Here is a 22,873-nt window from a genome sequence, read left to right on the forward strand (position 1 = left end):
TGCCCAGGGCATTACGGCCGGACGGCACATGATCCGAAGTTGAGCGCTCGTCTGAGTCACGCGGTTCGCGATGATCATCCAAGCGCGGCTGATGACGCCTGATAGGATGATTCGTTTTTCCGCGCTGTTGATTGGGTCACATTCCAGTTGTGACGCAGGTCTCCCCCGGCGGGGTTCAGGGCATCAGCCGCTTGCGGCCCTGCGAGAGGTGCCAGCGCATCGCCAGCGCAGCGCCGTCCGCATCCTGCGCGCGGATCGCATCGACGATCACGTCATGCTCGTTCAGCATCGCCGCGATCGCCTCCGGCGGGCGCGAACGGGAGATGTCGACGCCCGCGCGCATGATGCGGTCGATCTCTTCGTGCATATGGTCGAACGCGGTGAGGAAGGCGGGGTTCGCCGTCCCCTGCAGGATCGCGCGGTGCAGCGCCATATCCTCGGCATGGGCCGGGCCGCTGGCGAGCAAGGCTCCGCGCAGCCGCGCCATCGCGCGGTCGATGTCGTCCATCTGCTCGGTCGAGCGGCGCATGGCCGCCAGCCGGGCCGCTTCGGCTTCCAGCACGAAGCGGACCTCGTAGCTGCCCAGCGTCGCCGAGAGCCCGTCCATCGGCACATGTTCGGCAAGCCGTTCGGACGGGCGGCGCTTGACGAAGGATCCGGCACCGCGCCGTGCGCCGGTGATGCCGTCCGCTGCCAGGCGCACCAGCGCCTCGCGGATCACGGTGCGCGACATGCCGAAGGTCTCGGCGAGCCGCGCCTCGGAGGGAAGCCGGTCTCCCACTTCGAGATGATTGCCGTTGATGATGCCGACGATGCCCGCATAGGCGCGGTCTGCCAGCCGCTCGTCATTGGCCATCGTCGTCGCGGAACCGCTCATGTCCATAGCATAAACGCCGCGCTGCGCCCGCGCAAAGCGCCACCTTGGTCGCCTGCCACCGGTAGTCTGTAGGACAGGTTAACGTTATCGCCGCTCAGAAATGCGGAGTTGACTGACTAATTCGGGCGATATAGCCTGAATCTGTCCAACTGATTCAAATGATCTGTCGTACGGGTTGGTGTGCAGAGGATGGCCTCGCCGGCAGGGCGGCGGGGTGCGTTGCGCAAGGGAGAGCGATGTCATGGAACAAGTCTCGCAAGCGGTTGCAGGGCAGGACGATCGTGTGGTGGCGTTCGGCAAGCTCACGCCGACCCAGCTCAAGGTCATGCGGGGCGTATGCTCCGGTCTTGCCAACAAGCAGATCGCCTACGATCTCGGCATCGCCGAGGCGACGGTGAAGGCACACATGACCGCGCTGATGCGCAAGCTGAACCTGCGTAACCGCACGCAGGTGGCGATCGCTGCGCAGTCGGCGCTGGATCGGGCTGCCTGAGCGGTACGCGCGTCGATTTTATCGCCGATCCCGACGATCGCGTGCCGCCTTCTGGAACGCCTGCGTTCCGTGCTCGTTCAACGCCGTAGCGGCTGATGATGGAGGCGGGAATGAGCGATGATCGCGAGCGCAGGGTGCGCGACCGGGCCTATGCGCTTTGGGAAAGGGAAGGGCGCCCCGCCGGGCGGCAGGACGAGCACTGGTTCCGCGCAAGCCGCGAGATCGAGGCGGAGACGCTTTCGGCAGAGCCCGCACCGGCGGCAGTCGAACCCGCTGCGGCCAAGGCGGAAGCGGCCAAGCCGGTCCGTCGTGGCCGCGCCGCGAAGCCGGCTTTTCCCAAGGCGGCCGAACCCTGGCCGAAGGATACCGGCGCTGACGATATGGAAACGGCCGCTACCCCGCCCAAGGTCGCGTTGCCGCGCAAGCGTGGTGCGGTTCGTGCCGCACCTGCAAAGGTTGCGGAACCGTCGGCACGCGTCGGCGAAAAGGCCGCGGGCACGCAGCGCAAGGCGATCAAGCCGAAGCCTGCTTCCTGACGAGATTGCGGAACAGCGCGGCATATTGGGAGGCTGCCTGTTCCCACGATACGTCGGATAGGAGACCGTTGCGCCGCACCGCAGCCCACAGCCGCTGGTCGCTATAGAGTTCGCCCGCGCGATGCAGCGCGTCGATCAGCGCCGCCGACGATCCTGCGGTGAATTGCAGCCCCGTCGCGGCACGCGCAGCCAGGGCTGCGGGATTGGCATCGATGACGGTATCGGCGAGCCCACCCACACGCGCGACGATCGGCACCGCGCCATAGCGCAACGCGCAGAGCTGGGTGAGGCCGCAGGGCTCGAAGCGCGACGGCACGACGAGCGCGTCCGAGCCTGCCTGGATCAGATGCGCGATGCTTTCGTCATAGCCGATGCGGCACGCGAGACGATCGGGATAGGCGGTCGCCATCGCGCGGCACGCATCCTCGAACGGTGCGTCGCCGCTGCCCAGCAGCACGAACTGCCCGCCCATCTCCAGCAATGTCGGCAGCGCCTCGATCAGCAGATCGAGGCCCTTCTGCTCGGTCAGCCGGCCCACCGAACCCAGCAGAAATGGTTCTGGCGCCTGGGGCAGGCCGAAGGCCGCCTGCAGCGCCAATTTGTTGACCGCGCGGGCGCCGGGCTTCTTCGCGGTGTAGGGTGCCGCGATCAGCGTGTCGGTGGACGGATCCCAGACGCGCGTGTCGATGCCGTTGAGGATGCCGCTGACCTGTCCCGCGCGCGTCGCCAGCACCCCGTCCAGCCCCATGCCGCCTTCGGGCGTCAGGATCTCGCGCGCATAGGTCGGCGACACCGTGGTAACGTGATCGGCATAGACGAGGCCGGCCTTCAGGAAACCGATCGAACCATGATATTCGAGGCCGTCCATCGCATAGGCTGCGGCGGGGAGGCCGAGCGTCTCCAGCAGATAGGCGGGGAAGATGCCCTGGAAGGCGAGGTTGTGGATCGTCATCACCACCGGCGGCCGCCGTTCGGGGCGATCGAAGTGGAGATAGGCGGCGGTCAGCGCGGACTGCCAGTCATGCGTCTGGACGATGTCCGGCCGCCACGCGGCGATGCGGCCCTGCGCGATGTCCGCCGCGACCCGCGAGAGGGCTGCGAAGCGGACCGGGTTGTCGGGCCAGTCCCTGCCGTCCGGCCCCAGATAGGGATTGCCCTCGCGAAGATAGAGGTGCGGCGCGTCGAGCACGAACATGCCGAGCCCGGCTGCGGAGCCGCGGCGAACGACCGCCGGACCGCCCATCAGCGCGGGATAGTCCGCCACCACCTCACCGCCACGCAGTGCGTCGAGCACCGGGCGATAGCCGGGGACGAGCGAGGTGACGCCCACCCCCTGCCGGGCGAGCGCCGCCGGCAGCGCCCCCGCCACATCGGCGAGGCCACCTGTTTTGATGAGCGGGAAGATTTCGGGTGCGACGGACAGCAGTCTGAGTGGCGTCAGTGGCCAAGGGCTGCGATCATCTCTTCGGTTATCAGGCAGATTCCGTTCTCCGTACGGCGGAAGCGACGGGCATCCTCCACCGGATCCTCGCCGACGACAAGTCCGGACGGAATCTGGATGCCGCGATCGACGATGACATTCTTGAGCCGCACCGATCGGCCGATGTTCACGCGCGGCAGCAGCACCGCATTCTCGATGGACGAGAAACTGTTGACGTGAACCCCGGTGAACAACAGCGCATGGCGCAGTGCGGCGCCGGATACGATGCAGTCGCCGGAAACGAGCGAAGCAATCGCCTCGCCGCGGCGGCCATCCTCGTCGTGCACGAACTTGGCCGGCGCCGTCATTTCCGAATAGGTCCAGATCGGCCACTCGCGATCATAGAGATCGAGGTCCGGCACCGTCGTCGTCAGGTCGATATTGGCGGAGAAATAGGCGTCGATCGTGCCGACGTCACGCCAATAGGGTTCGGCTTCCGGGCCCGAACGCAGCGCGGACTTGCTGTAATGATGCGCGCGCGCGTTTCCGCCCGCCACCAGCTGCGGGATGATGTCCTTGCCGAAATCGTGCGAGGAATTGGGGTCCGCGGCGTTGGCTCGCAGCACCTCGGTCAGCAGTTTCGTCTCGAACACATAGATGCCCATGCTGGCCAGCGCCACGTCCGGGCGGCCGGGCATCGCCGGCGGATCCTTCGGCTTTTCGAGGAAGTCGATGATGCGGTCATTCTCGTCGATGTGCATCACGCCGAAGGCGGTCGCCTCCATGCGCGGCACCTCGACGCAGCCCACAGTCACGCTGGCGCCGCTTTCGCTATGTTCCTCGAGCATGACGCCATAATCTTGCTTGTAGACATGGTCTCCTGCCAGGATCAGCAAATATTTCGGCGCATAGCTCTCGATGATGTCGAGGTTCTGATAGATCGCATCCGCCGTGCCCATATACCAGTTATCTTCCGATATACGCTGGCTGGCCGGCAGTATATCGAAGCTTTCATTGCGCTCAGGGCGAAAAAAGCTCCAGCCGTGCTGGAGATGGCGGATCAGCGAGTGAGCCTTGTATTGCGTGGCGACGCCGATACGCGGAATGCCCGAATTAAGCGCGTTGGAGAGCGCGAAGTCGATGATCCGCGTCTTGCCGCCGAAATAGACTGCGGGCTTGGCGCGTTTATCGGTAAGCTCCATCAACCGGCTGCCGCGGCCGCCGGCAAGGACGATGGCCATGGCCTGCCGGGTGACAAGGCCTCGCAACGTAGCGCTAGGCGGCATGCATGAATATCCGTTCAGAAATGTTGCCCTGCATGCAAGCGTTCATGAGGGCATTTCGGTTCCATAGAATTTGTGAGGCATGGACACTTTTCGTTGCTACGTCGTTCGGTGCGCGGTGACGCTGAAGGGGGACCATGGTGGAGCAGGGCGCTAGGCGCGTATCGGAATGGCTGTCGGATCCGTTCGGCTATCTGGGGCCGCACGACGGGATCGTCCGCACCTTCCAGCCCGGTGCGATCGGCGCTTGGCTCGTGACGACGCAGGGCCGGCTACGCATGCGCGAGACCGCGACGCGCGGGCTGTTCGAGGGGCGGTTGCCTGCGGATGGCGCATACAGCTTTCACATCGAATGGCCCGATGGCAGCGCCGACGCCGAGGATCCCTATCGTTTCCCGCCGCTGCTGGGCGAGTTCGACCTCCATCTGATGGGGGAGGGGGCGCACTGGGATCTGCCGCTGCGGCTTGGCGCCAATCCCTGCACGCTCGACGGTGTCGAAGGCACCGGCTTCGCGGTCTGGGCGCCCAACGCGCGGGCGGTGAGCGTGATCGGCGACTTTACCGGCTGGAATGCGGAAAAGCTGCCGATGCGGCTACGCCATGGCGCCGGTGTGTGGGAATTGTTCGTGCCGGGCGTGACGCCGGGCGCGCGCTACAAGTTCGCGGTGACGGGTGCCGATGGCGTGCGGCGCGAGAAGGCGGACCCGCTCGCGCGCGCGACCGAACTTCCGCCCGCCACCGCCTCGATCGTCGCGGCGGCGCCGGATTTCGCATGGAACGACGCGGCCTGGATGGCCGGCCGTGCCGCGCGCCAGCATGCCGGCGCGCCGATCTCGATCTACGAGCTTCACGCGGGATCCTGGCGGCGCCCCTGGCAGGGTGGCGAGCATGACTGGGACCTGCTCGGCGACCAGTTGATCCCCTATCTGTCCGATCTCGGCTTTACCCATGTCGAACTGATGCCGATCATGGAGCATCCGTTCGGCGGCTCCTGGGGCTATCAGCCGCTGTCGCAGTTCGCGCCTTCCGCGCGCTATGGCAGTGCCGAACAGTTCGCGCGCTTCGTCGATCGCTGCCATGCCGCCAATATCGGCGTGATCCTCGATTGGGTGCCCGCGCACTTCCCCACCGATGCGCACGGCCTGGCCTTCTTCGACGGCACGGCGCTCTACGAACATGCCGACCCGCGCGAAGGCTTCCATCCCGACTGGAACACCGCGATCTACAATCTCGGCCGCGCCGAGGTGGCGGGGATGCTGATCGCCTCTGCCCTGTGGTGGCTGGAGCGCTTCCATGTCGATGGCCTCAGGGTCGATGCGGTCGCGTCGATGCTGTACCGGGACTATAGCCGCAAGGCGGGGGAATGGATTCCCAATCGCTACGGTGGCCGCGAGAACCTGGAATCGATCGGCTTCCTCCAGCGCATGAACCGCGTCGTCGCCGAACGCTGCCCGGGCGCCATCACCATCGCCGAGGAATCGACCGCCTTTCCCGGCGTCACCGCCTCCCCCGACAGCGGGGGGCTCGGCTTCGCGTTCAAGTGGAACATGGGCTGGATGAACGACACGCTCCGCTACATGGAGCTCGAGGCCGTCCACCGCCGCTGGCACCATAGCGACATGACCTTCGGGCTGGTCTACGCCTTCTCCGAGCGTTTCATATTGCCGCTCAGCCATGACGAGGTCGTGCATGGCAAGAAGGCGCTGATCGACAAGATGCCGGGTGACGACTGGCAGAAATTCGCCAATCTGCGCGCCTATCTCGGCTTCATGTGGGCCCATCCGGGCAAGAAGCTGCTGTTCATGGGCGACGAGATCGCACAGTGGCGTGAATGGGATCATGATGGCCAGCTCGACTGGCAGGCGCTCGCTCGGCCGGACCACGCCGGGGTGCAGGCGCTGGTGCGCGATCTCAACGCCATCTACGTCGCCGAGGCCGCGCTCCACGCGTCCGACGCCGACGCGCGCGGCTTTGCGTGGATCATCGGTGACGATGTCGACAACAGCGTTTTTGCGTTCCTGCGCAGCGACCCGGCGGGTGGCGCCGCGCCGTTGCTGGTCGTCGTCAACATGACGCCGGTGCCGCGTCACGCTTATCGCATCGGGGTGCCGTTGGCGGGCGAATGGCAGGAGGTCATCAGCACCGACGCCGCCGGTTATGGCGGCAGCGGCCTCGGCAATGGCGGTCCGCTGATCGCCGATGGCGCCGCCGGCCATGGTCAGGACCAATCGCTGTCGCTCACCCTGCCGCCGCTTTCGACCCTTATCCTGCGTCATGGAGGACCTGCCGCTTGAGCCCCATTCCCGTTCGCCTGGAAAGCGGATCGCCTTATCCGCTGGGTGCGACTTTCGACGGCCTTGGCGTCAACTTCGCGGTCTTCTCGGCGCATGCCGAAAAGATCGAGCTTTGCCTGTTCGACGAGGCGGGCCGGCAGGAGATCGCACGGCTCGAACTGCCCGAATGGACCGACGAGATCTGGCATGGTTATCTGCCCGATGCGCGGCCAGGCCTGCTCTACGGCTTCCGCGCCTATGGGCCCTATGAGCCTGAGGCAGGCCATCGTTTCAATCACAACAAGCTGCTGCTCGATCCCTATACGCGCAAGACCTTCGGCCGCATTCGCTGGAGCGACACGCTGCACGGCTATCGCGTCCACTCGCCCAGAGCCGATCTCAGCTTCGACCGGCGGGACAGCGCGCCGGCGATGCCCAAATCGGTGGTGGTGACCGACGCGTTCGACTGGGGCGACGATCGCCGGCCGAACGTGCCATGGTCCGAAACGATCATCTACGAAGCGCACGTCAAGGGGCTGACCCAGTTGATGGAAGGCGTGCCGTACCGCGAGCGCGGCACCTATCGCGCACTCAGCCATCCCCACGTGATCGCGCACCTCCAGCGGCTTGGCATTACCGCAGTGGAACTGCTGCCGATCCACGGCTTCGTGCAGGATCGTTTCCTGCAGGAAAAAGGGCTGACCAACTATTGGGGCTATAACAGCCTGGCCTTTTTCGCGCCCGAGGCGCGCTACCTTGGCGTGGGCGACGCCGACGATCTGCGGCTGGCCGTGCGCCGGCTGCACGCCGCCGGCATCGAGGTCATCCTCGATGTCGTCTACAACCATACCGCGGAGGGGAGCGAACTCGGCCAAACGCTCTCGTTCCGCGGGCTCGACAACGCCACCTACTATCGTCTGCAGAAGGATAATCCGCGCTACTGCGTGAACGACACCGGCACCGGCAACACCTTCAACCTCGATCAGCCGCGCGTGCTGCAGTTGGTGACGGATTCGCTGCGCCACTGGGCCGAATCCTATCGCATCGACGGCTTCCGCTTCGATCTCGGCGTGACCCTGGGCCGCACCGGCGATGGCGGCTTCGACCCCGGCGCCTCCTTCTTCGACACGCTCCGGCAGGATCCGGTGCTCGGCCGGGTCAAGCTGATCTCCGAACCGTGGGACATCGGGCCCGGCGGCTACCAGCTCGGCAACCATCCGCCGGGCTTCGCCGAATGGAACGACAAGTTCCGCGATTCCACCCGCCGCTTCTGGCGCGGTGACGCCGGGGTCCGTCCCGAATTCGCCGCCCGGCTGTCCGGATCGGGCGATCTGTTCGATCGCCGCGCGCGGCGTCCCTGGGCCAGCATCAACTACGTCGCCAGTCATGACGGGCAGCCGCTGGCCGACATCGCCAGCTACGAACAGCGCCATAACGAGGCCAATGGCGAGGACAATCGCGACGGCCACAGTGACAATCATTCCTGCAACTGGGGTGTCGAGGGGCCGACCGACGATCCGGCGATCAAGGCATTGCGCGCGCGCGTGCAGCGATCGATGCTGGTCACCGTGCTTTCCGCGCTCGGCACGCCGATGCTGCTCGCCGGTGACGAGTTCGGTCGCACCCAGCAGGGCAACAACAATGCCTATTGCCAGGACAACGAGATCAGCTGGCTCGACTGGGCGGCGGCGGACAAACCCGAGGGGCAGCAGCTCATCCACTTCGTCCGCCGGCTGGTGCTGATCCGCAAGCATTACCCGCTCGTCCGCTCCGGCGCCTTCCTCTACGGCGAGGAGATCGCGCCGGGCCTGCGCAACATCGACTGGTTCGACGAGCGCGGCTTCAACCTCTCGCCCGAGGATTGGCAGAACCCCGAAGGCAAGGCGCTGGCGATGCGCCGCGCGCGGATCGTGGGGGACAATTATTTCGAGGCGATCAACCTGCTGATGAACGGATCGCAGGTTCCGCTCGAATTCCAGCTTCCCGAGCCGCATGACTATCGCCGCCTGCTGGTCGACAGTTCGGATCCCGGCATCGGCGAGCGCGAGCTGACCGAAACGGCGATCACCGTGCAGGATCGTTCGGCGCTGCTGATCTACGCGACCGGGCCGGTGGAATGAACTGGGGCGCGACGCTGATCGCGGCGGCGCGCACGCGCTTCCGCTTGTGGGCCCCCGCGCTCGATGCGCTGACGCTGGAGATCGACGGGCAGGACGGCATCGCGATGGCGCCCGCCGGCGATGGCTGGTTCGAAGCGGAGGCGCCGTGCGGTCCCGGCACGCGCTATCGCTTTCGTCTGCCCAGCGGCATCGCGGTGCCCGATCCGGCGTCGCGCGCGCAGCAGGACGACGTGCACGGCTGGAGCATCGTCGTCGATCCGGGCGCCTATCTCTGGACCGAGGCGGCGTGGCGTGGGCGGCCCTGGCGTGAGACGGTGATCCAGGAATGTCATACCGGCGTCGGCGGCGGTTTCCTGGGCATGATCGACCTGCTGCCGGAGATCGCCGCCACGGGCTTCACCGCGATCGAACTGATGCCGGTCGCGGCGTTCGGCGGCACGCGCAACTGGGGCTATGACGGCGTTCTGCCCTATGCGCCCGCCGCCGCCTATGGGGCGCCGGACGAGCTGCGCCGGCTGGTCGATGCCGCCCATGCGCAGGGGCTGATGATCTTCCTCGACGTGGTCTACAATCATTTCGGACCGGACGGGAATTACCTCTCCGCCTATGCGCCCGATTTCTTCCGGCAGGATATCGCCACGCCCTGGGGCGGGGCGATCGACTTCGGCAAGGAACCGGTCGCGCGCTTCTTCATCGAAAATGCGCTTTACTGGCTGCGCGACTTTCGCTTCGATGGGCTGCGTTTCGATGCCGTCCATGCGATCGGCGACACCGGCTTTCTCCACCGCCTCGCCGCCGAGATCCGGGAGGCGATCCCCGATCGCCATATCCATCTCGTGCTCGAGAACGAGCATAACGACGCGCCTTTGCTCGAAGCCAGCTATGACGCGCAGTGGAACGACGATTTCCACAATGTGATGCATGTGCTGCTGACGGGCGAGGAGTATGGCTATTATCGCGATTTCGCCGGGGAGCCGACCGCGAAGCTCGTCCGCTGCCTGTCCGAAGGCTTCATCTATCAGGGGCAGGGATCGCCGAACCAGCAGGGCAAGCCGCGTGGCTCATCGAGCGGCCATCTGCCGCCGCTGCGCTTCGTGAGCTTCCTTCAGAATCACGACCAGATCGGCAATCGCGCGCTCGGCGAGCGGCTCACCGTGCTGGCCGACCCCGCCCGGCTGCGCGCCGCGATCGGACTGCTGCTGCTGTGTCCGCAGATCCCGCTGACGTTCGCCGGCGACAGCATCGGATCGCGATCACCTTTCCTCTTCTTCACCGACTTCCATGACGACCTCGCCGATGCCGTGCGTGAGGGCCGGCGCGGCGAATTCTCGCACTTCCCCGGCTTCACCGATCCCGAACTGCGCGCGCGCATCCCCGATCCCAACGCGCCGGCCACCTTTGCCGCCTCGCGGCCGCAGCCGGGTGCGGACGCGGCGGACTGGCAGGCGCTCTACACCGATCTTCTCGCGCTGCGCCGCGCGCATATCGTCCCCGGCCTCGACCACGCCCGTGCGCTCGGCGCCGAGGCGATCGGCGACAAGGCGGTGGCGGCGCGCTGGCAGTTCCCTGAAGGCGCGTTGACCCTTGCGATCAACCTCGGCGACGGGCCCGCGGCCTTCACCGCGCCGGATGCGGTGCCGCTGACCATCATCGGCACCGGCGTCTCCGACGCGGGGCTCGCCCCGGCGAGCTTCGCGGCCTGGTTCGTCCGATGAGCGACGCGAAGATCGTCGCGCTCGCCGAGGCTGCGGGCATCCTGATCGATTGGGAAGATGCCGGCGGCGTCGCCCGGCGCGTCACCGTGGAGACCTTGCGCCTCGTCCTCACCGGCCTCGGCCTCGCCTGCGGCAGCGACGCGCAATGCGCCGAGAGCATGGCGTGGCTGCGCGATGCGGAAGCCTCGCCCTGCCGCATCGTCGATGCCGGAGGGCGGATCGAGGGGCTGGTGGGGAAGGGGAAGCTGTTCCTCGAGGATGGCAGCGCGCGCGACGTCGATCTCGATGCTGCACCGATGATGACCGCGCCGGGCTATCACCGGCTCGAATGGAGCGGCGGCGAACTGGCGATCATCGTCGCGCCGCGCGCCTGCCATGGCCTGGCGCCGGGCAGCCGCGAATGGGGCGTGGGGGCGCAGATCTATGCGCTGCGCGATGGCAATCCGTTCGGCGACTTCGCCACGCTCACCGATTTCGCACGCAGCGCGGCGGACGTCGGCGCCGATGCGGTGATGCTGAGCCCGGTCCACGCGCTCTTCACCAGCGATCCGAGCCGCTACAGCCCCTATTCGCCCTCCACACGCCAGTTCCTCAACCCATGGTTCGCGGCGGTGGGCGAGGGCTGGGGCGGGGATCTGCCAACCGGCCCGTTGATCGACTGGACTGCCGCGGTCGCCGCCAAGCTGCTCGCGTTGCGCGAGGTCTATGCCGAGCGCGGGAGCGATCCGGCCTTCGGTGCCTATGTCGCCGCTGCCGATCCGGCGCTGATCGGCCACGCCCGTTTCGAGGCGCTCCATGCGCATTTCCTCGGCCTCCACGGCGCGCGCGGCTGGCAGGATTGGCCCGAACCCTATCGCCGTCCCGATTCCCCCGCGGTGACCGCCTTCGCCGAGACCCGCGCGGAGGACGTCCGCTTCCATCTTTTCCTGCAATGGCTTGCCGATCGTTCGCTGGCTCAGGCCGCGGACGCCGCCACGGACATGCGCATCGGCCTCGTCGCCGATCTTGCCGTCGGGCTCGACGCGGGCGGCAGCCATGCATGGAGCCGGGGCGACGAACTGATGCTGGGCATCGGCATCGGCGCGCCCCCTGACGCGTTCCAGGCCGCCGGGCAGAATTGGGGCATCACCAGCTTTTCGCCCTTTGCGCTCAAGCGGCTTGGCTATCAGCCCTTCATCGATCTGCTGCGCGGCACGATGCGCCATATGGGCGGGCTGCGCATCGATCATGCGCTGGGGCTGCGCCGCCTGTGGGTCGTGCCCACCGGCGCCAGCCCGCTCGACGGTGCCTATCTGCGCTTTCCCGAGCAGGATCTGTTGCGGCTGATCGCGCTGGAATCGCAACGCAACCAGGCGATCGTCGTCGGCGAGGATCTGGGCGTGGTGCCGCCGGGCTTCCGCGACATGATCGCCGAGCGCGGCCTGCTCGGCATGCGCGTTCTGCCCTTCGAGCGCGATCGCAAGGGCCACTTCACCGCCTCGGCGACATGGGATGCGGCGGCGGTCGCGATGACCAGCACCCACGATCTGCCACCCATCGCCGGCTGGTGGCGTGAGCGCGACATCGACTGGCGCGCGCAGCTGGGCGCCGCGGGCGACCGTATTGCCGAGCGCGCGGACCGCGCCCGTGACCGAGCCGACCTGTGGCGCGCCTGCGTCGAGGCGGGGGCAGGAGAGGGCGACGAGCCTGCCGCGGACGAACCCGCCCGCGCGGTCGACGCCGCCATCGCCTTCGCCGCCGCCGCGCCCAGCGCGGTGCTGGTGGTGCCGGTCGAGGATCTGTCCGGGCTGGACGAGGCGCCCAATCTGCCCGGCACGGTCGACGAGCATCCGAATTGGCGCCGCCGCCTGCCGGCCGACGCCGATACCCTGTTCGCGCAGCCCGACGTGGCCGCGCGCATCGCCGCTATCCTCACCGCGAGACCCGAATGATCCCCAGCGCGACCTATCGCATCCAGTTCCACAAGGGCTTCCCGTTCGGCGCGGCCGCCGAACTGGCGGACTATCTGGCGGATCTGGGCATCAGCCATCTCTATGCCTCGCCGATCGGCACCGCGCGCGCGGGATCGACGCATGGCTATGATGTGGTCGATCCCACCGCGATCAATCCCGAACTCGGCGGCGAGGCGGGCTTCCGCGCGCTCGCGGCGGCGTTGCGCACGCGCGGCATCGGCATCATCCTGGATATCGTCCCCAACCATATGGCGGTGGGCGGCACCGACAATCGCTGGTGGCTCGATGTGCTCGAAAAGGGCCGGAAGAGCGCCTATGCGCGCTTCTTCGACATCGACTGGGAACCGACCGGAACGCTGCTCGCGCCTTTCCTCGGCCTGCCCTATTGGGACGCCCTGACCAGCGGCGCCCTGACGCTCGAACCCGCCGGCACCGCGGTGGTCGCGCACGATACGCACCGTTTCCCGCTCCGCCCCGAGGACCAGATTGCGTTGCGCGGCGAGGAGGATCTCGCCGGCGGTTATGACGGCCGCACCGCGGAGGGCGCCGAACGCCTCCATGCGCTGCTCGAACGCCAGCATTATCGCCTTGCCTGGTGGCGCACCGCCGCGGACGAGATCAACTGGCGCCGCTTCTTCGACATCACCGAGCTTGCTGGCCTGCGGGTGGAGGATGAGGCGGTGTTCGAGGCGGTCCACGCGCTGCCCTTGCGCCTTTTTGCAGAGGGGCTGATCGACGGCGTCCGCGTCGACCATGTCGATGGCCTCGCCGATCCCGGCGCCTATTGCCGGCGCCTCCGCGCCGCGCTCGAGGCGGCGCGGCCAGATCCCGGCTATTTCGTCGTCGAAAAGATATTGGGCATGCATGAAGCGCTGCCCGCCGACTGGGTGACCGACGGCACCAGCGGCTATGACTTCATGGATCAGGTCTCGGCGCTGCTCCACGCCCCCGCCGCAGAGGTGCCGCTGGCGACGCACTGGGCCGCGCTCAGCGGGCGCTCCGCCGACTTCGCCGACGAGGAGCATCAGGCGCGTCACGAGATCCTCGAACGCACCTTCCCGGGCCAGTTGGACGCGGCGGTGGCGGCGTTCCACCGCCTCGCCCGCGCCGCCCCCGCGACGCGCGACGTCACTGCGGGAATGATCCGCCGCGCGATGATCGGCCTGCTCGTCCACTTCCCGGCCTATCGCGCCTATGGTCAAAAGCATCGGCTGGCCCGCGTCGCCGATGCCGCGCGCACCGAAGCCGCGCCGGGCGAGGGCGCCTTGATCGACCAACTCGTCGACTGGATGACCAGCGACGTTCCGGAAGCCGCCGACGCGCTCCGCCGCTTCGAGCAACTCAGCGCCCCGCTCGCCGCCAAGGCGGTGGAGGATACCGCCTTCTACCGCTACGGTCGGCTGCTTTCGCGCAACGACGTCGGCTTCCACGCCGCACGGCTGTCGCTGGAGCCCGCCGAATTCCTCGCCGACGCCACCGCCCGCCAGCGCCTTTTCCCCGTGGCGATGCTCACCACCGCGACGCATGATCACAAGCGCGGCGAGGATGTCCGCGCCCGCCTCGCCGCGATCAGCGAGCGGCCCGAAGCATGGATCGCCGCCGCGTCGGACTGGTTGCGCCACCCGCTCGCTGCCGAGATCGATCCCGCCGATGCCTATCAGATCCTCCAGACCGTCGTCGGTGCCTGGCCGCTCGACGAGACGCAGTCGGACGATTTCGGCCCGCGCGTATCCGCCTGGTCGATGAAGGCGTTGCGCGAAGCCAAGCTGCGGTCCTCATGGAGTGCGCCCGACGAAGCCTATGAGGCGGCCTGCGCTGCCTACATCACCGGCCTGCTGGAAGACCCCGCGCTTCGGGCCGACCTTGCCGGCTTCGTCGATCGGATCGCACCGGCGGGCGCGCTCAACGGCATCGTTCAGGCGATCCTGCGCTGCACGGCGCCGGGCGTGCCCGATTGCTACCAGGGCACCGACCTGTGGGATTTCAGCCTCGTCGACCCCGACAATCGCCGCCCTGTCGACTATGCGGCGCGCCGGCCCGTCGCCGCTTTCGCGGATATGCCCGCGCATCTTGCGGACTGGCGCAGCGGCCGCGCCAAACAAGCGTTGATCGCGCATCTGCTGAACCTGCGCCGCCGTCGTCCGCCGCTGTTCACCACCGGCGCGCTCGAACCCCTGCCGGTTTCCGGCGAGCGTGCCGACCATATACTGGCGTTCGCACGGAGGGACGGTGAGGCGCATCTGCTCGTCGCCGTGCCCATCCGCAGTGCCGCCGCCGTGCGCGCCGATCCAGCGCTCGCGATCGACCCCGCATGGTGGGGCGATACCGCGATCGTGGCCGACGGGGAGCCGCTGCCGGTGAACGCCCTGTTCGCCGAAACGCCGTTCGCGATTCGCGCGATCGGTTTCTGACCCTGCGGTGGGCCGTCCACCACCGCAAAATGCAGGAATTTCGGCGCTAAATGGCCGTTTTTCGGCATCCCCAAGCTGGACATCGCCGCCCGACGAACCTAGAGCGCCCGCCTCGATACTAAGGAGGATCAAACATCATGAACAATGCCGATCTCGCCGAGCGCCTTGCCGCGGACCATGGCCTGACCAAGGCTGATGCCCGCAAGTATGTTGACGGCATCCTCGCTGCCATCGTCGATGCGGCTGCCGCTGGCCAGGAAGTCTCGCTGAACGGCTTCGGCAAGTTCAAGCTCAAGGAAACCGCCGCCCGTGAAGGCCGCAACCCGGCCACCGGCGCGACGATCCAGATCGCGGCCGCCAAGAAGCTGACCTTCGCCCCCGCCAAGGCGGTCAAGGACAAGCTGAACGGCTGACGCGCCGTGCGCCGTGCCGCCCCCCGCGGCCGGCGCGCACGCTCCCCGTCGCCGTGCCGGACCGGATCCGGCATGGCGGCGCAAGGGGGAAGCCCGGCGCGGCCCGCCTTCCCGACATCCTTCCGTCCGCTGACGGACGCGCCGCGACTGCATTAAACGCCCCCGTGAAACGCCCGCCCGCTTCGTTCGGCACGATGGGGTTCGTGGCGCTTTCATCCGCCGCTCGCCTGCCCTGCAGCGCCGGCATGCCCTGCGAGATTTCCGCCTTCGCCCTCATGTCATTGATCTGGGGGTCGATCTGCGTCCGAGGGGTTGAAAAAGGACCGTTCTGGGCCGAAACCATCGCATTGCGTCACCGGAGGGAGCCCTATGGCATTTGATCCGTTGCAGCTTTTGTGATCGACAGTTCCCCACTTCCCGATCGCGTGGCCGGCGATATTGCACTCGATCTGGCTAACACGATCCACCGCCGTGGCACGCCGTGCGTGGTCGATCATCTCGGTGATGCCGATGCGATCCTGCGCTGGGCGGCGGCGGCGGGAGTCGTCGATCCCGGCTTTTCGGTGGCACCGCTCAAGCGCCAGGCGCTGCTTGCCACCGTCCACCGTTTGCGCGGCGCGGTGATCAGCGCGGGCACCGCCATCGCCGACGGCAATCCGCCGCCCGCACCGGCGCTCGACGCCATCCGGGAGATCGCCGCGCGCAGCCTCGCCGGCGCCACCTTGGAAGGCTCGCCCGCGCGCCTCGGCTTCATCGGCGCGGACCGCTTGCTGGGGCCGCTCGCCTGGGCCGCGCTCGACCTGCTGCGCGGCGACGAACTCGGCCGGCTGAAGCGATGCGAGGCGGAGGACTGCCGCTGGCTGTTTCTCGACCGCAGCCGCAACGGATCCCGCCGCTGGTGCGACACCGCTACCTGCGGCGCTGCCCACGCCAAGCGCGCCAACGCCGACGATGCCCTCGTACAAACGCCCCCGGAAGCCGGCGATGCGACCCATCAGGAACGCGCCGCCGACACCGGTCGCTGGCAACCCCGCTGGAGCCGCGCCGCCCGCAAACGGCGCTGAACGACAGGGCCCTTCCATCGGGGCGAGGGGTGGTGGGGGGCGCCAGCGAAGCGAGCGTCGAGCGCTTGATCGTGGGTACGCTCGACGCACGAAAACGGCATGATCGCCGATCAATACCGCAGATTGAACGGCATGCTCGCATGTTCCATATATGTTCCATGCCGCACTCGAACCCCTCGCCCACGCTTCCCGACCTGTTCAACACCCCCGTCATCGCCGGCTTGACCAGCTATGCCGCCTTCCTCGACCCGTCCGAGGAACGCGCCCTGATCCGCGCGATCGACGACGCCCGCCTCACCCCGTTCCGTTTCCAGCAATGGACCGGCAAGCGCCTGACCCGGAGCTACGGCCCCTCCTACGATTTCCAGACCGGCCGCCTTGATCCCGCTGACCCTGTCCCGGACTGGCTCCGGCCCTTCGCCGACCGCGCCGCCGACATTTGCGGCCTGCCGCGCGCATCGATCGAGCAGGCGCTGCTGATCCGGTACGACCCCGGCGCCGGCATCGGCTGGCACAAGGATCGCCCGGCCTATGAGCATGTCATCGGCCTCTCCCTGGGCGCGCCAGCGACGATGCGCCTGCGTCGCCGCGACGGTGCGGGCTGGCAGCGCCGGACGTTAGAGTTGGTGCCGCGAGGCTTGTATCGACTCTCCGGTGAGGCGCGCCACATGTGGGAACATAGCATCGCCGGGGTGGGGGAGAGGCGGTATGCGGTGACGTTGCGCAGTTTGGCAGGGGACATGATTCCCACGCGATCGACGGAAACGCGGCCGTGACAGTGATCGGCCATGTACGGCACATTGCTTGGCGTTACGGGGTCAAGGCTCCAGTCCCAAAGCCAGTCGATCGGCGGTTGCGGCCGCAAGTTCGGCACGCGCCGCTGCGATCCGTGCTTGCGCATCGATGAGCCGGACCCGCGCATCCGTTGCCGTCTCTTCACGCTGATTGACCAGGAAGAAGTCGCTGGAGCCCAGCTCGAACCGGCGACGTTCGGCGGCGGCAAGGCGTTCGGCGAGTTGGCGTTCCTGTTCGGCGATGGTTGCCAGGCGCTCGGCCGCGCCGACGCCGATGGTGATGCCATCGACCTCCACTGCGATCTGGTCACGCAAAAAGCGGCTGCGCGCCTGGAGTGCGTCGATTTCGGCGCGGGCCTCCGCAACTTTGCCGCGCGCGGCACGGTTCTGGAGCGGCACCGAAAAACGAAACCCGACGATGGCCTCGAGTTCGTTGCGCGACCGGCCGCCGGGGGCCTCTTCGCCCACATCCTTGCCCACCTCGCCGCGAAGGTCGAGCCGTGGCCGGAGTTCGTTCTCGGCCAGCGCCAGGCGCGCGGCGCCCTGATCGATGCGGGCGAGGAGCGTCTGGAGATCGGGCCGCCGCTGGGCGAACCCGTCTTGCGCTGCGGCGGTTACGCCGGCCAGGGCGTCGAGCCTGCTTGGGAGGCGATCGGGCCCGACAATCACCGGTTCACCGGCCTCATTGCGATAATAGAGCGACAGCGCGTTGGCCGCGGCCTGAAAGTCACCCTCGGCGCGGACCACCAGCGCGCGGCGGCGCACGAGATTCTGGTCGTTTTCCGCCAGAAGGATTTCCGGACGCGCGCCGAGTTCCACCTGGCGGGACAGTCCGCTCCGGCGTCTTTCGGACAGTTCCAGCAGGTCGCGATAGGCACGCAGGCGCAATCCAGCCGCCACCCAGTTCTGGTAGGCATCCACAGCCCGACGCTGGACGCCGATCGCCACCGCCTCGCGCTCGAACCGGGCGATGTCGATGTCGCCGGCCGCCAGCGTACGCCGGGTGCGGCGTTCGTCGACCAGCCGATCGCGGAGGAGCGCGTAGAGCGCGCCGACCTTCATTTCGCCGAGGCGGCTGGTGTAGTTCTCTTCCTCATAGACGGGGAAGCTGCCGCGGCTCGCGCGGTAGCCGCCATAGAGATAGCCACCATTGTCACCCAAGGGCCGGGTCGCGCGTCCGCCGAGGTTGGTGCCGTCATAATAGCCAAGCGTGCGCGAGCGACCCTCCACCTCGAACACCGTGTCGAATGCGCCGGCGGCGGTCAGGGCGCGGCCCTCTGCCACGCGAACGCGCGCCAAAGCCTCGACGATCTGGGGCGCGGCGCGGGCGGACGCGCGCAACACCTCGTCCAACGTCAGCGGCGCGGTCGTCGGCGCCGGGGCAAGCTGCGCCACCTGTTGGCCGGCCGCGGGGACCGATGCGGACCCGAGCAGCAGCGAAAGCAGGACAAGGTGTCGGATCATTTCGGCTTTCCTGCCTTGGCGGCCACCTTGTCCTCATCCTCCGCCGGCATGCCGTCCTTCCCCGCCGCAACCTGGCCGAACTCGAGCGGGAAATCGTTCAACTGGCGCCAAAGCTCATAGCCGACCGCCACGGTCTCGCCCTGCACCCAGCCCTGCACCTTGCCGCCGAGCCGGACATAGCGGCGGTCCGGCCAGGCGGGCTTGCCGGGTGCGGGCTCGATCAGGATACGGATCAGGCCCTGCGCATTGGCAGCGGCGTCGATGGTCCGCACGCGCCCGTCGAAGTAGCCGTAGGCGATGGATGGCCATCCGCTGAACTGGATTGCCGGCCAGCCTTCGAATTCCAGCCGCACGGGCCGCCCCGGCCGCAGCAACGGCACGTCGCGGCCATCGATCAGCAGTTCCACCGCGCGCTCGACGCGTTCCGGCGCGATCACCGCCAACGTCGTGCCGGCCGAGACCAGTGCGCCGCCCGCGGCCGCATTGAGGCTTTGGACACGCCCGTCACGCGGCGCCCGCACCAACTGCGCCGACTGGCGATTGAGCTGAACGTCGATGCGATTGAGCTTCGCGCGCGATTCCGCCAGCTTCGCGGCGGCCTCGGCGACCTTGATCTGCGCCTGCTCATAGTCGCGCCGCGCCGCAAGCCCTTCGGCAAGGAGCTGGCGCGTGCGGCCGACGTCGATCCCGGCGACGGCCTGCGCCTGGCGCACCGCCGCGATCTCGGCTTCGACCTGCGCGCGCTCGGCTGCGAGGCGTGACAGGAGGTTCGGGTCGAGATCGACCACCCGCGCGATCGGGTCACCTTTGTTCACATGCTGGCCATCCTGAACATACCAGCGCTCGACGCGCCCGGGCACCAGCGCGGTAATTTCCTGGGCGCGGTCCCCCGGATCGAGCGCGACGACCTGGCCTTGCCCCTGCGCTGTCTGGAGCCATGGCACGAAGAACAGGATCGCGACGGCGGCGGCGACGCCCAAGGCGACGAGCCACGCGATGCCGATGCCGACGCGCGGCGGCTTGAGCGACGCGAGCGTGCGGAAGTGCGCCAGATGTTCAGGCCGGTACGGCATTGTCGTCCTCCTCGTGCCGAGTAGCGGTCCGAAGATCGGCAAGGGATGCGAAGCGGCGCTGCCCGGACAGCCCGAGGTAGAGGAAGCCGTCGAGGTGCAGGTCCTCCGGACGTCTGGTACAGAGCAGCACCGTGGTGCCTTTTGGCTTGAGAATGCGCAGCGCCGCCACCAGGCGTTCCGGGGCCATCAGATCGAAAAGTTGCCCGAGCAGCAGCAGCTTCGGCTGGACCAGCACCGCGTTGGCAAGCTTCAGTGCCATCGTCTCGCCGACGCTGAGCGGATAGCCTGAGGAGGCGAGCGGCGTGTCGAGCCCCCGGGGCAGGTTGGCAATGCGCCGTTCCAGCCCGACGGCGGCAAGCGCCGCCATCGCTTCGCCGGCATCATGGCCCGAGGCCAGCCGCAGATAGTCGCGGATGGTCATCTCGACGATGGTCGGTCGATCGATCACCATGACGTCCGAGCGCAGATCATACATGTCGAGCGCACCCAATTCGGTGCCGCCGATGCGGATCAGCCCGCGTTCCGGCTGGGCGTGCCGCTTCAGCAGAAGCGCGAGGCGGTGCTCGGCTCCGGCCTCGGCGACCGCGACCAGTTGTTCGCCGGCGCTGAACGACAGGTCGAACCGGGCGCCGTCAAATGCCACGTCGGTCAGCCTGACGGCGCCATCGCGCGGCCCGCTTTCACCCCGGACCAGCGGCTCCTGCGGAATGTCGAACAGCAGCGACAACTCTTCCGAGCTCGCCACCAGGTCATAGAAGGTGTCGAGGTACCAACCGAGCTGGGAGATGCCATAGAACACGCCGGACAGGATCAGTTCGGCCGCGACCAATTGACCGAGCGACAGCTGGCCGCGCAGGATCAGCATTCCTCCCAGCAGCAGCAACGCGGCACTCGCGATCGCATAGATCAGCAGGAACGCAACCGTCTGGGCGAAATGGTACCTGAAGTAGCGTCGGTGCGCGTCGACATAGGTGGCGGTCAATGCCTCCGAACGATCCATCGCGAAGTCGAGGTGCCGCGCCGACTTGTAGAAGCCGTTGGAGCCGCCGACGCTTTCCAGCCAGCGGGCCGCGTTGTGCTTCGCGTGGCTGAGCCCGACGGCGCCGGTGATCGCCCCGCGCCGTCCGAGCAGCCAGGTCAACAGCACCGCCATGACGAGGACGATGTTGAAGGCGAGAAAGAAGGGGTGATAGAAGCTCGTGATCGTCAGCCCGACGACCGCCTGCAGCATGATGGTGAAGCCGCCGATGACCAGGCTGGGCACCGCCTTCTGGACGATCACCAGGTCGAAGAAGCGGTTGAAGATCGCATCGCGACTGCCGTCCGCGAAGAACGGATTCTGGGCATGCACCGCGCGGATCGTGACCTCCGCCACGACGCGCGCGAACACGCGGCGCTCGAACGCCGCCATGATCCATACGCGCAGCCCGCTGAGCCCCGCCACCATCAGCAGCAACAGCAGCAACACCATCGACAGCGCCCACAGCGGCGCCGGCTTGGCGGTGTTGGCAACGCTGTTGATGAGCAGCTGCACCGAGATCGGTGTCGCCAGCGCGAGGAGGCTGATGGCCAAAGTATATACGAGGCCAAGCCGTACGTAGGCGGCGTCGGGACCGATGACCTGAGCCAGCCATGCAGCGGCGTCCCGAAATCCCAACCGTTGCGCAGCCAAGACTGAGTTTCCTTCCTACCCTTGAGAGCCGATCGTTCGGTTGACGGCGGTTTGATTGGATCGTGAGACCCGTCGGCGATCGACAGGTGCGTTCGTCCGACCGATCATCGGTCGGTGATGTTTGAGGACGGATCGAGCGGTCATCGCACTCTCGCCAGAGACGCTCCTGTCGGGCCGCGAACGAGCAGGGTCCATCGCGAGACGAGGGTCGCCACGGCCATATGGCGCCGGCGACGAGGCGGCGTGGCGGCGGCAGCAGGCATGGATGCGCTTTCTCCACGGCGGGTTGAGGGAAACCCACAGCTAGTGACGATGCCGGCTGTGGCCCAATCGAAACCGTTGCTCCGGCGCCATAGGCTGTGATTATATCCTGGCATGCCGACCCTGCGACAACTCGAGTATCTCGTGACGATCGCGGATACGCAGTCGTTCGTCGAAGCGGCGCGCATCACCAACGTGTCGCAACCCACGCTCAGCCAGCAGGTTCGCGCGCTGGAGGAGCGCCTCGGCGTCAGGTTGCTCGACCGGGGCCCCACGGGCGCCGTGCTGACGCCGATCGGCCGCAGCATCGTGGTGACGGCACGCCGCATGCTGAGCGATGCGCGCGATATCGTGGCGTTGGCTGCGCGCTCTTCGAACAGCGTCACGGGGACGCTGAAACTCGGCACCACGCCGACGCTCGGCCCCTATCTACTGTCGCCGATCATCGCCGAGCTGCACCGCGTTGCGCCGGGGCTGAGGCTGCACGTGCGCGAGGGCATACCCGACGATCAGATCCTTGAGCTGTCGCGCGGCAATGTCGATGTCGTCCTGGGGCCTATGCCGATCGCCGGCGATGGCCTGACCATCGAGCCCTTGTTTCGTGAGCCGCTGCATCTGGTCGCGGCTCTCGATCACCGCCTCGCCGCGGACGATCTGCTCACGCGCGATGCGCTTGCGGACTATTCGCTGCTGTCGCTCGACCCACGGCATCACTTCGCCAAGCAGGCAGCCGAGATCGCGGAGGCCTACGGCATGAAGATCGCCCCAGACTATTACGGCACGAGTCTCGACAGCCTGCACCAGATGGTCGCAAGCGGCCTGGGCTTGAGCGTCTTGCCCAGCCTGTACCTCAAGTCGGACGTGGGCGGGTCGGTCGGGCTCAAGGTGTTAAGCGTGCGCGGCTGGCGCCGGCACCGCTCCATCGCCATGGCCTGGCGGAAGCAGTCGTCGATGGACGCGGCATTTCGGTTGATTGCGGACTATGTGCAAAGCTGCGCACACCGGATTCTCGATCCAATCGCGTCGCTCTGAGGGGCGGCCTCGCGCTGACT

The 22,873-nt window shown here is 67.5% G+C and carries 17 protein-coding genes; 11 read left to right on the forward strand and 6 right to left on the reverse strand.

From position 1 onward, the window contains the following. Positions 1-175: 175 nt before the first annotated feature. Positions 176-877 carry a FadR/GntR family transcriptional regulator gene (locus NX02_RS07880; protein ID WP_084718222.1) on the reverse strand — a complete coding sequence of 234 codons (702 nt, stop codon included), beginning with the start codon at positions 875-877 and terminating at the stop codon, positions 176-178. A gap of 241 nt (positions 878-1,118) precedes the next feature. Here NX02_RS07880 and NX02_RS07885 point away from each other — a divergent pair, with 241 nt between their 5' ends. Together NX02_RS07885 and NX02_RS30630 are read left to right on the forward strand one after the other, a co-directional pair. Next, complete coding sequence (locus NX02_RS07885) at positions 1,119-1,370, forward strand: helix-turn-helix domain-containing protein (RefSeq protein ID WP_025291648.1); 252 nt, start codon at positions 1,119-1,121, stop codon at positions 1,368-1,370. Between the two features lie 110 nt (positions 1,371-1,480). After that, positions 1,481-1,906 carry a DUF2934 domain-containing protein gene (locus NX02_RS30630; protein ID WP_025291649.1) on the forward strand — a complete coding sequence of 142 codons (426 nt, stop codon included), beginning with the start codon at positions 1,481-1,483 and terminating at the stop codon, positions 1,904-1,906. Here NX02_RS30630 and glgA read toward each other — a convergent pair. Further along, entirely contained in the window at positions 1,884-3,386 is a 1,503-nt protein-coding gene (glgA, locus tag NX02_RS07895; protein ID WP_342671311.1) for a glycogen synthase GlgA, read from the reverse strand. The genes NX02_RS30630 and glgA overlap by 23 nt on opposite strands. Further along, positions 3,344-4,612 carry a glucose-1-phosphate adenylyltransferase gene (gene glgC, locus NX02_RS07900; RefSeq protein WP_025291651.1) on the reverse strand — a complete coding sequence of 423 codons (1,269 nt, stop codon included), beginning with the start codon at positions 4,610-4,612 and terminating at the stop codon, positions 3,344-3,346. Before glgC ends, glgA begins: the two co-directional genes overlap by 43 nt. Before the next feature lie 134 nt (positions 4,613-4,746). Between glgC and glgB the strand changes: the two genes are divergently transcribed. The 8 genes from glgB (at position 4,747) to NX02_RS07940 (ending at position 17,333) form a co-directional block, all read left to right on the forward strand. Then, entirely contained in the window at positions 4,747-6,903 is a 2,157-nt protein-coding gene (gene glgB / locus NX02_RS07905) for a 1,4-alpha-glucan branching protein GlgB (RefSeq protein WP_025291652.1), read from the forward strand. Further along, complete coding sequence (gene glgX, locus NX02_RS07910; protein ID WP_025291653.1) at positions 6,900-9,002, forward strand: glycogen debranching protein GlgX; 2,103 nt, start codon at positions 6,900-6,902, stop codon at positions 9,000-9,002. The genes glgB and glgX overlap by 4 nt, the downstream gene beginning before the upstream one ends. Continuing rightward, the gene (gene treZ / locus NX02_RS07915) at positions 8,999-10,717 is read left to right on the forward strand and encodes a malto-oligosyltrehalose trehalohydrolase (RefSeq protein ID WP_025291654.1); all 1,719 of its coding nucleotides are present in this window, start codon (positions 8,999-9,001) and stop codon (positions 10,715-10,717) included. The genes glgX and treZ overlap by 4 nt, the downstream gene beginning before the upstream one ends. After that, entirely contained in the window at positions 10,714-12,648 is a 1,935-nt protein-coding gene (gene malQ / locus NX02_RS07920) for a 4-alpha-glucanotransferase (protein WP_025291655.1), read from the forward strand. Before treZ ends, malQ begins: the two co-directional genes overlap by 4 nt. Beyond that, positions 12,645-15,080 (forward strand): malto-oligosyltrehalose synthase, encoded by a 2,436-nt coding sequence (gene treY, locus NX02_RS07925; RefSeq protein WP_025291656.1) that lies wholly within the window; start codon positions 12,645-12,647, stop codon positions 15,078-15,080. The genes malQ and treY overlap by 4 nt, the downstream gene beginning before the upstream one ends. Before the next feature lie 137 nt (positions 15,081-15,217). Continuing rightward, complete coding sequence (locus NX02_RS07930) at positions 15,218-15,493, forward strand: HU family DNA-binding protein (protein WP_025291657.1); 276 nt, start codon at positions 15,218-15,220, stop codon at positions 15,491-15,493. A 395-nt stretch (positions 15,494-15,888) separates the two neighbouring features. After that, complete coding sequence (locus NX02_RS07935) at positions 15,889-16,557, forward strand: CGNR zinc finger domain-containing protein (RefSeq protein WP_084717647.1); 669 nt, start codon at positions 15,889-15,891, stop codon at positions 16,555-16,557. A 71-nt stretch (positions 16,558-16,628) separates the two neighbouring features. Next, entirely contained in the window at positions 16,629-17,333 is a 705-nt protein-coding gene (locus tag NX02_RS07940; RefSeq protein ID WP_342671312.1) for an alpha-ketoglutarate-dependent dioxygenase AlkB, read from the forward strand. Between the two features lie 42 nt (positions 17,334-17,375). Here the strand turns inward: NX02_RS07940 and NX02_RS07945 are convergent, their stop codons facing one another. Genes NX02_RS07945 through NX02_RS07955 form a run of 3 tightly spaced genes read right to left on the reverse strand, consistent with a single transcriptional unit; the run spans position 17,376 to position 21,560 of the window. After that, positions 17,376-18,815, reverse strand: coding sequence for a TolC family protein (locus NX02_RS07945; RefSeq protein WP_025291660.1), 1,440 nt, complete (start codon positions 18,813-18,815; stop codon positions 17,376-17,378). Then, positions 18,812-19,888, reverse strand: a complete 1,077-nt coding sequence (locus NX02_RS07950) for an efflux RND transporter periplasmic adaptor subunit (RefSeq protein ID WP_025291661.1) — start codon at positions 19,886-19,888, stop codon at positions 18,812-18,814. Before NX02_RS07950 ends, NX02_RS07945 begins: the two co-directional genes overlap by 4 nt. Then, complete coding sequence (locus NX02_RS07955; protein WP_025291662.1) at positions 19,872-21,560, reverse strand: ATP-binding cassette domain-containing protein; 1,689 nt, start codon at positions 21,558-21,560, stop codon at positions 19,872-19,874. Before NX02_RS07955 ends, NX02_RS07950 begins: the two co-directional genes overlap by 17 nt. A gap of 375 nt (positions 21,561-21,935) precedes the next feature. Between NX02_RS07955 and NX02_RS07960 the strand changes: the two genes are divergently transcribed. Then, the gene (locus tag NX02_RS07960; protein ID WP_025291663.1) at positions 21,936-22,853 is read left to right on the forward strand and encodes a LysR family transcriptional regulator; all 918 of its coding nucleotides are present in this window, start codon (positions 21,936-21,938) and stop codon (positions 22,851-22,853) included. The last annotated feature ends 20 nt before the right edge of the window (positions 22,854-22,873 follow it).

Origin of the sequence: Sphingomonas sanxanigenens DSM 19645 = NX02 (assembly GCF_000512205.2) — a bacterium.
GTDB lineage: Bacteria > Pseudomonadota > Alphaproteobacteria > Sphingomonadales > Sphingomonadaceae > Sphingomonas_D > Sphingomonas_D sanxanigenens.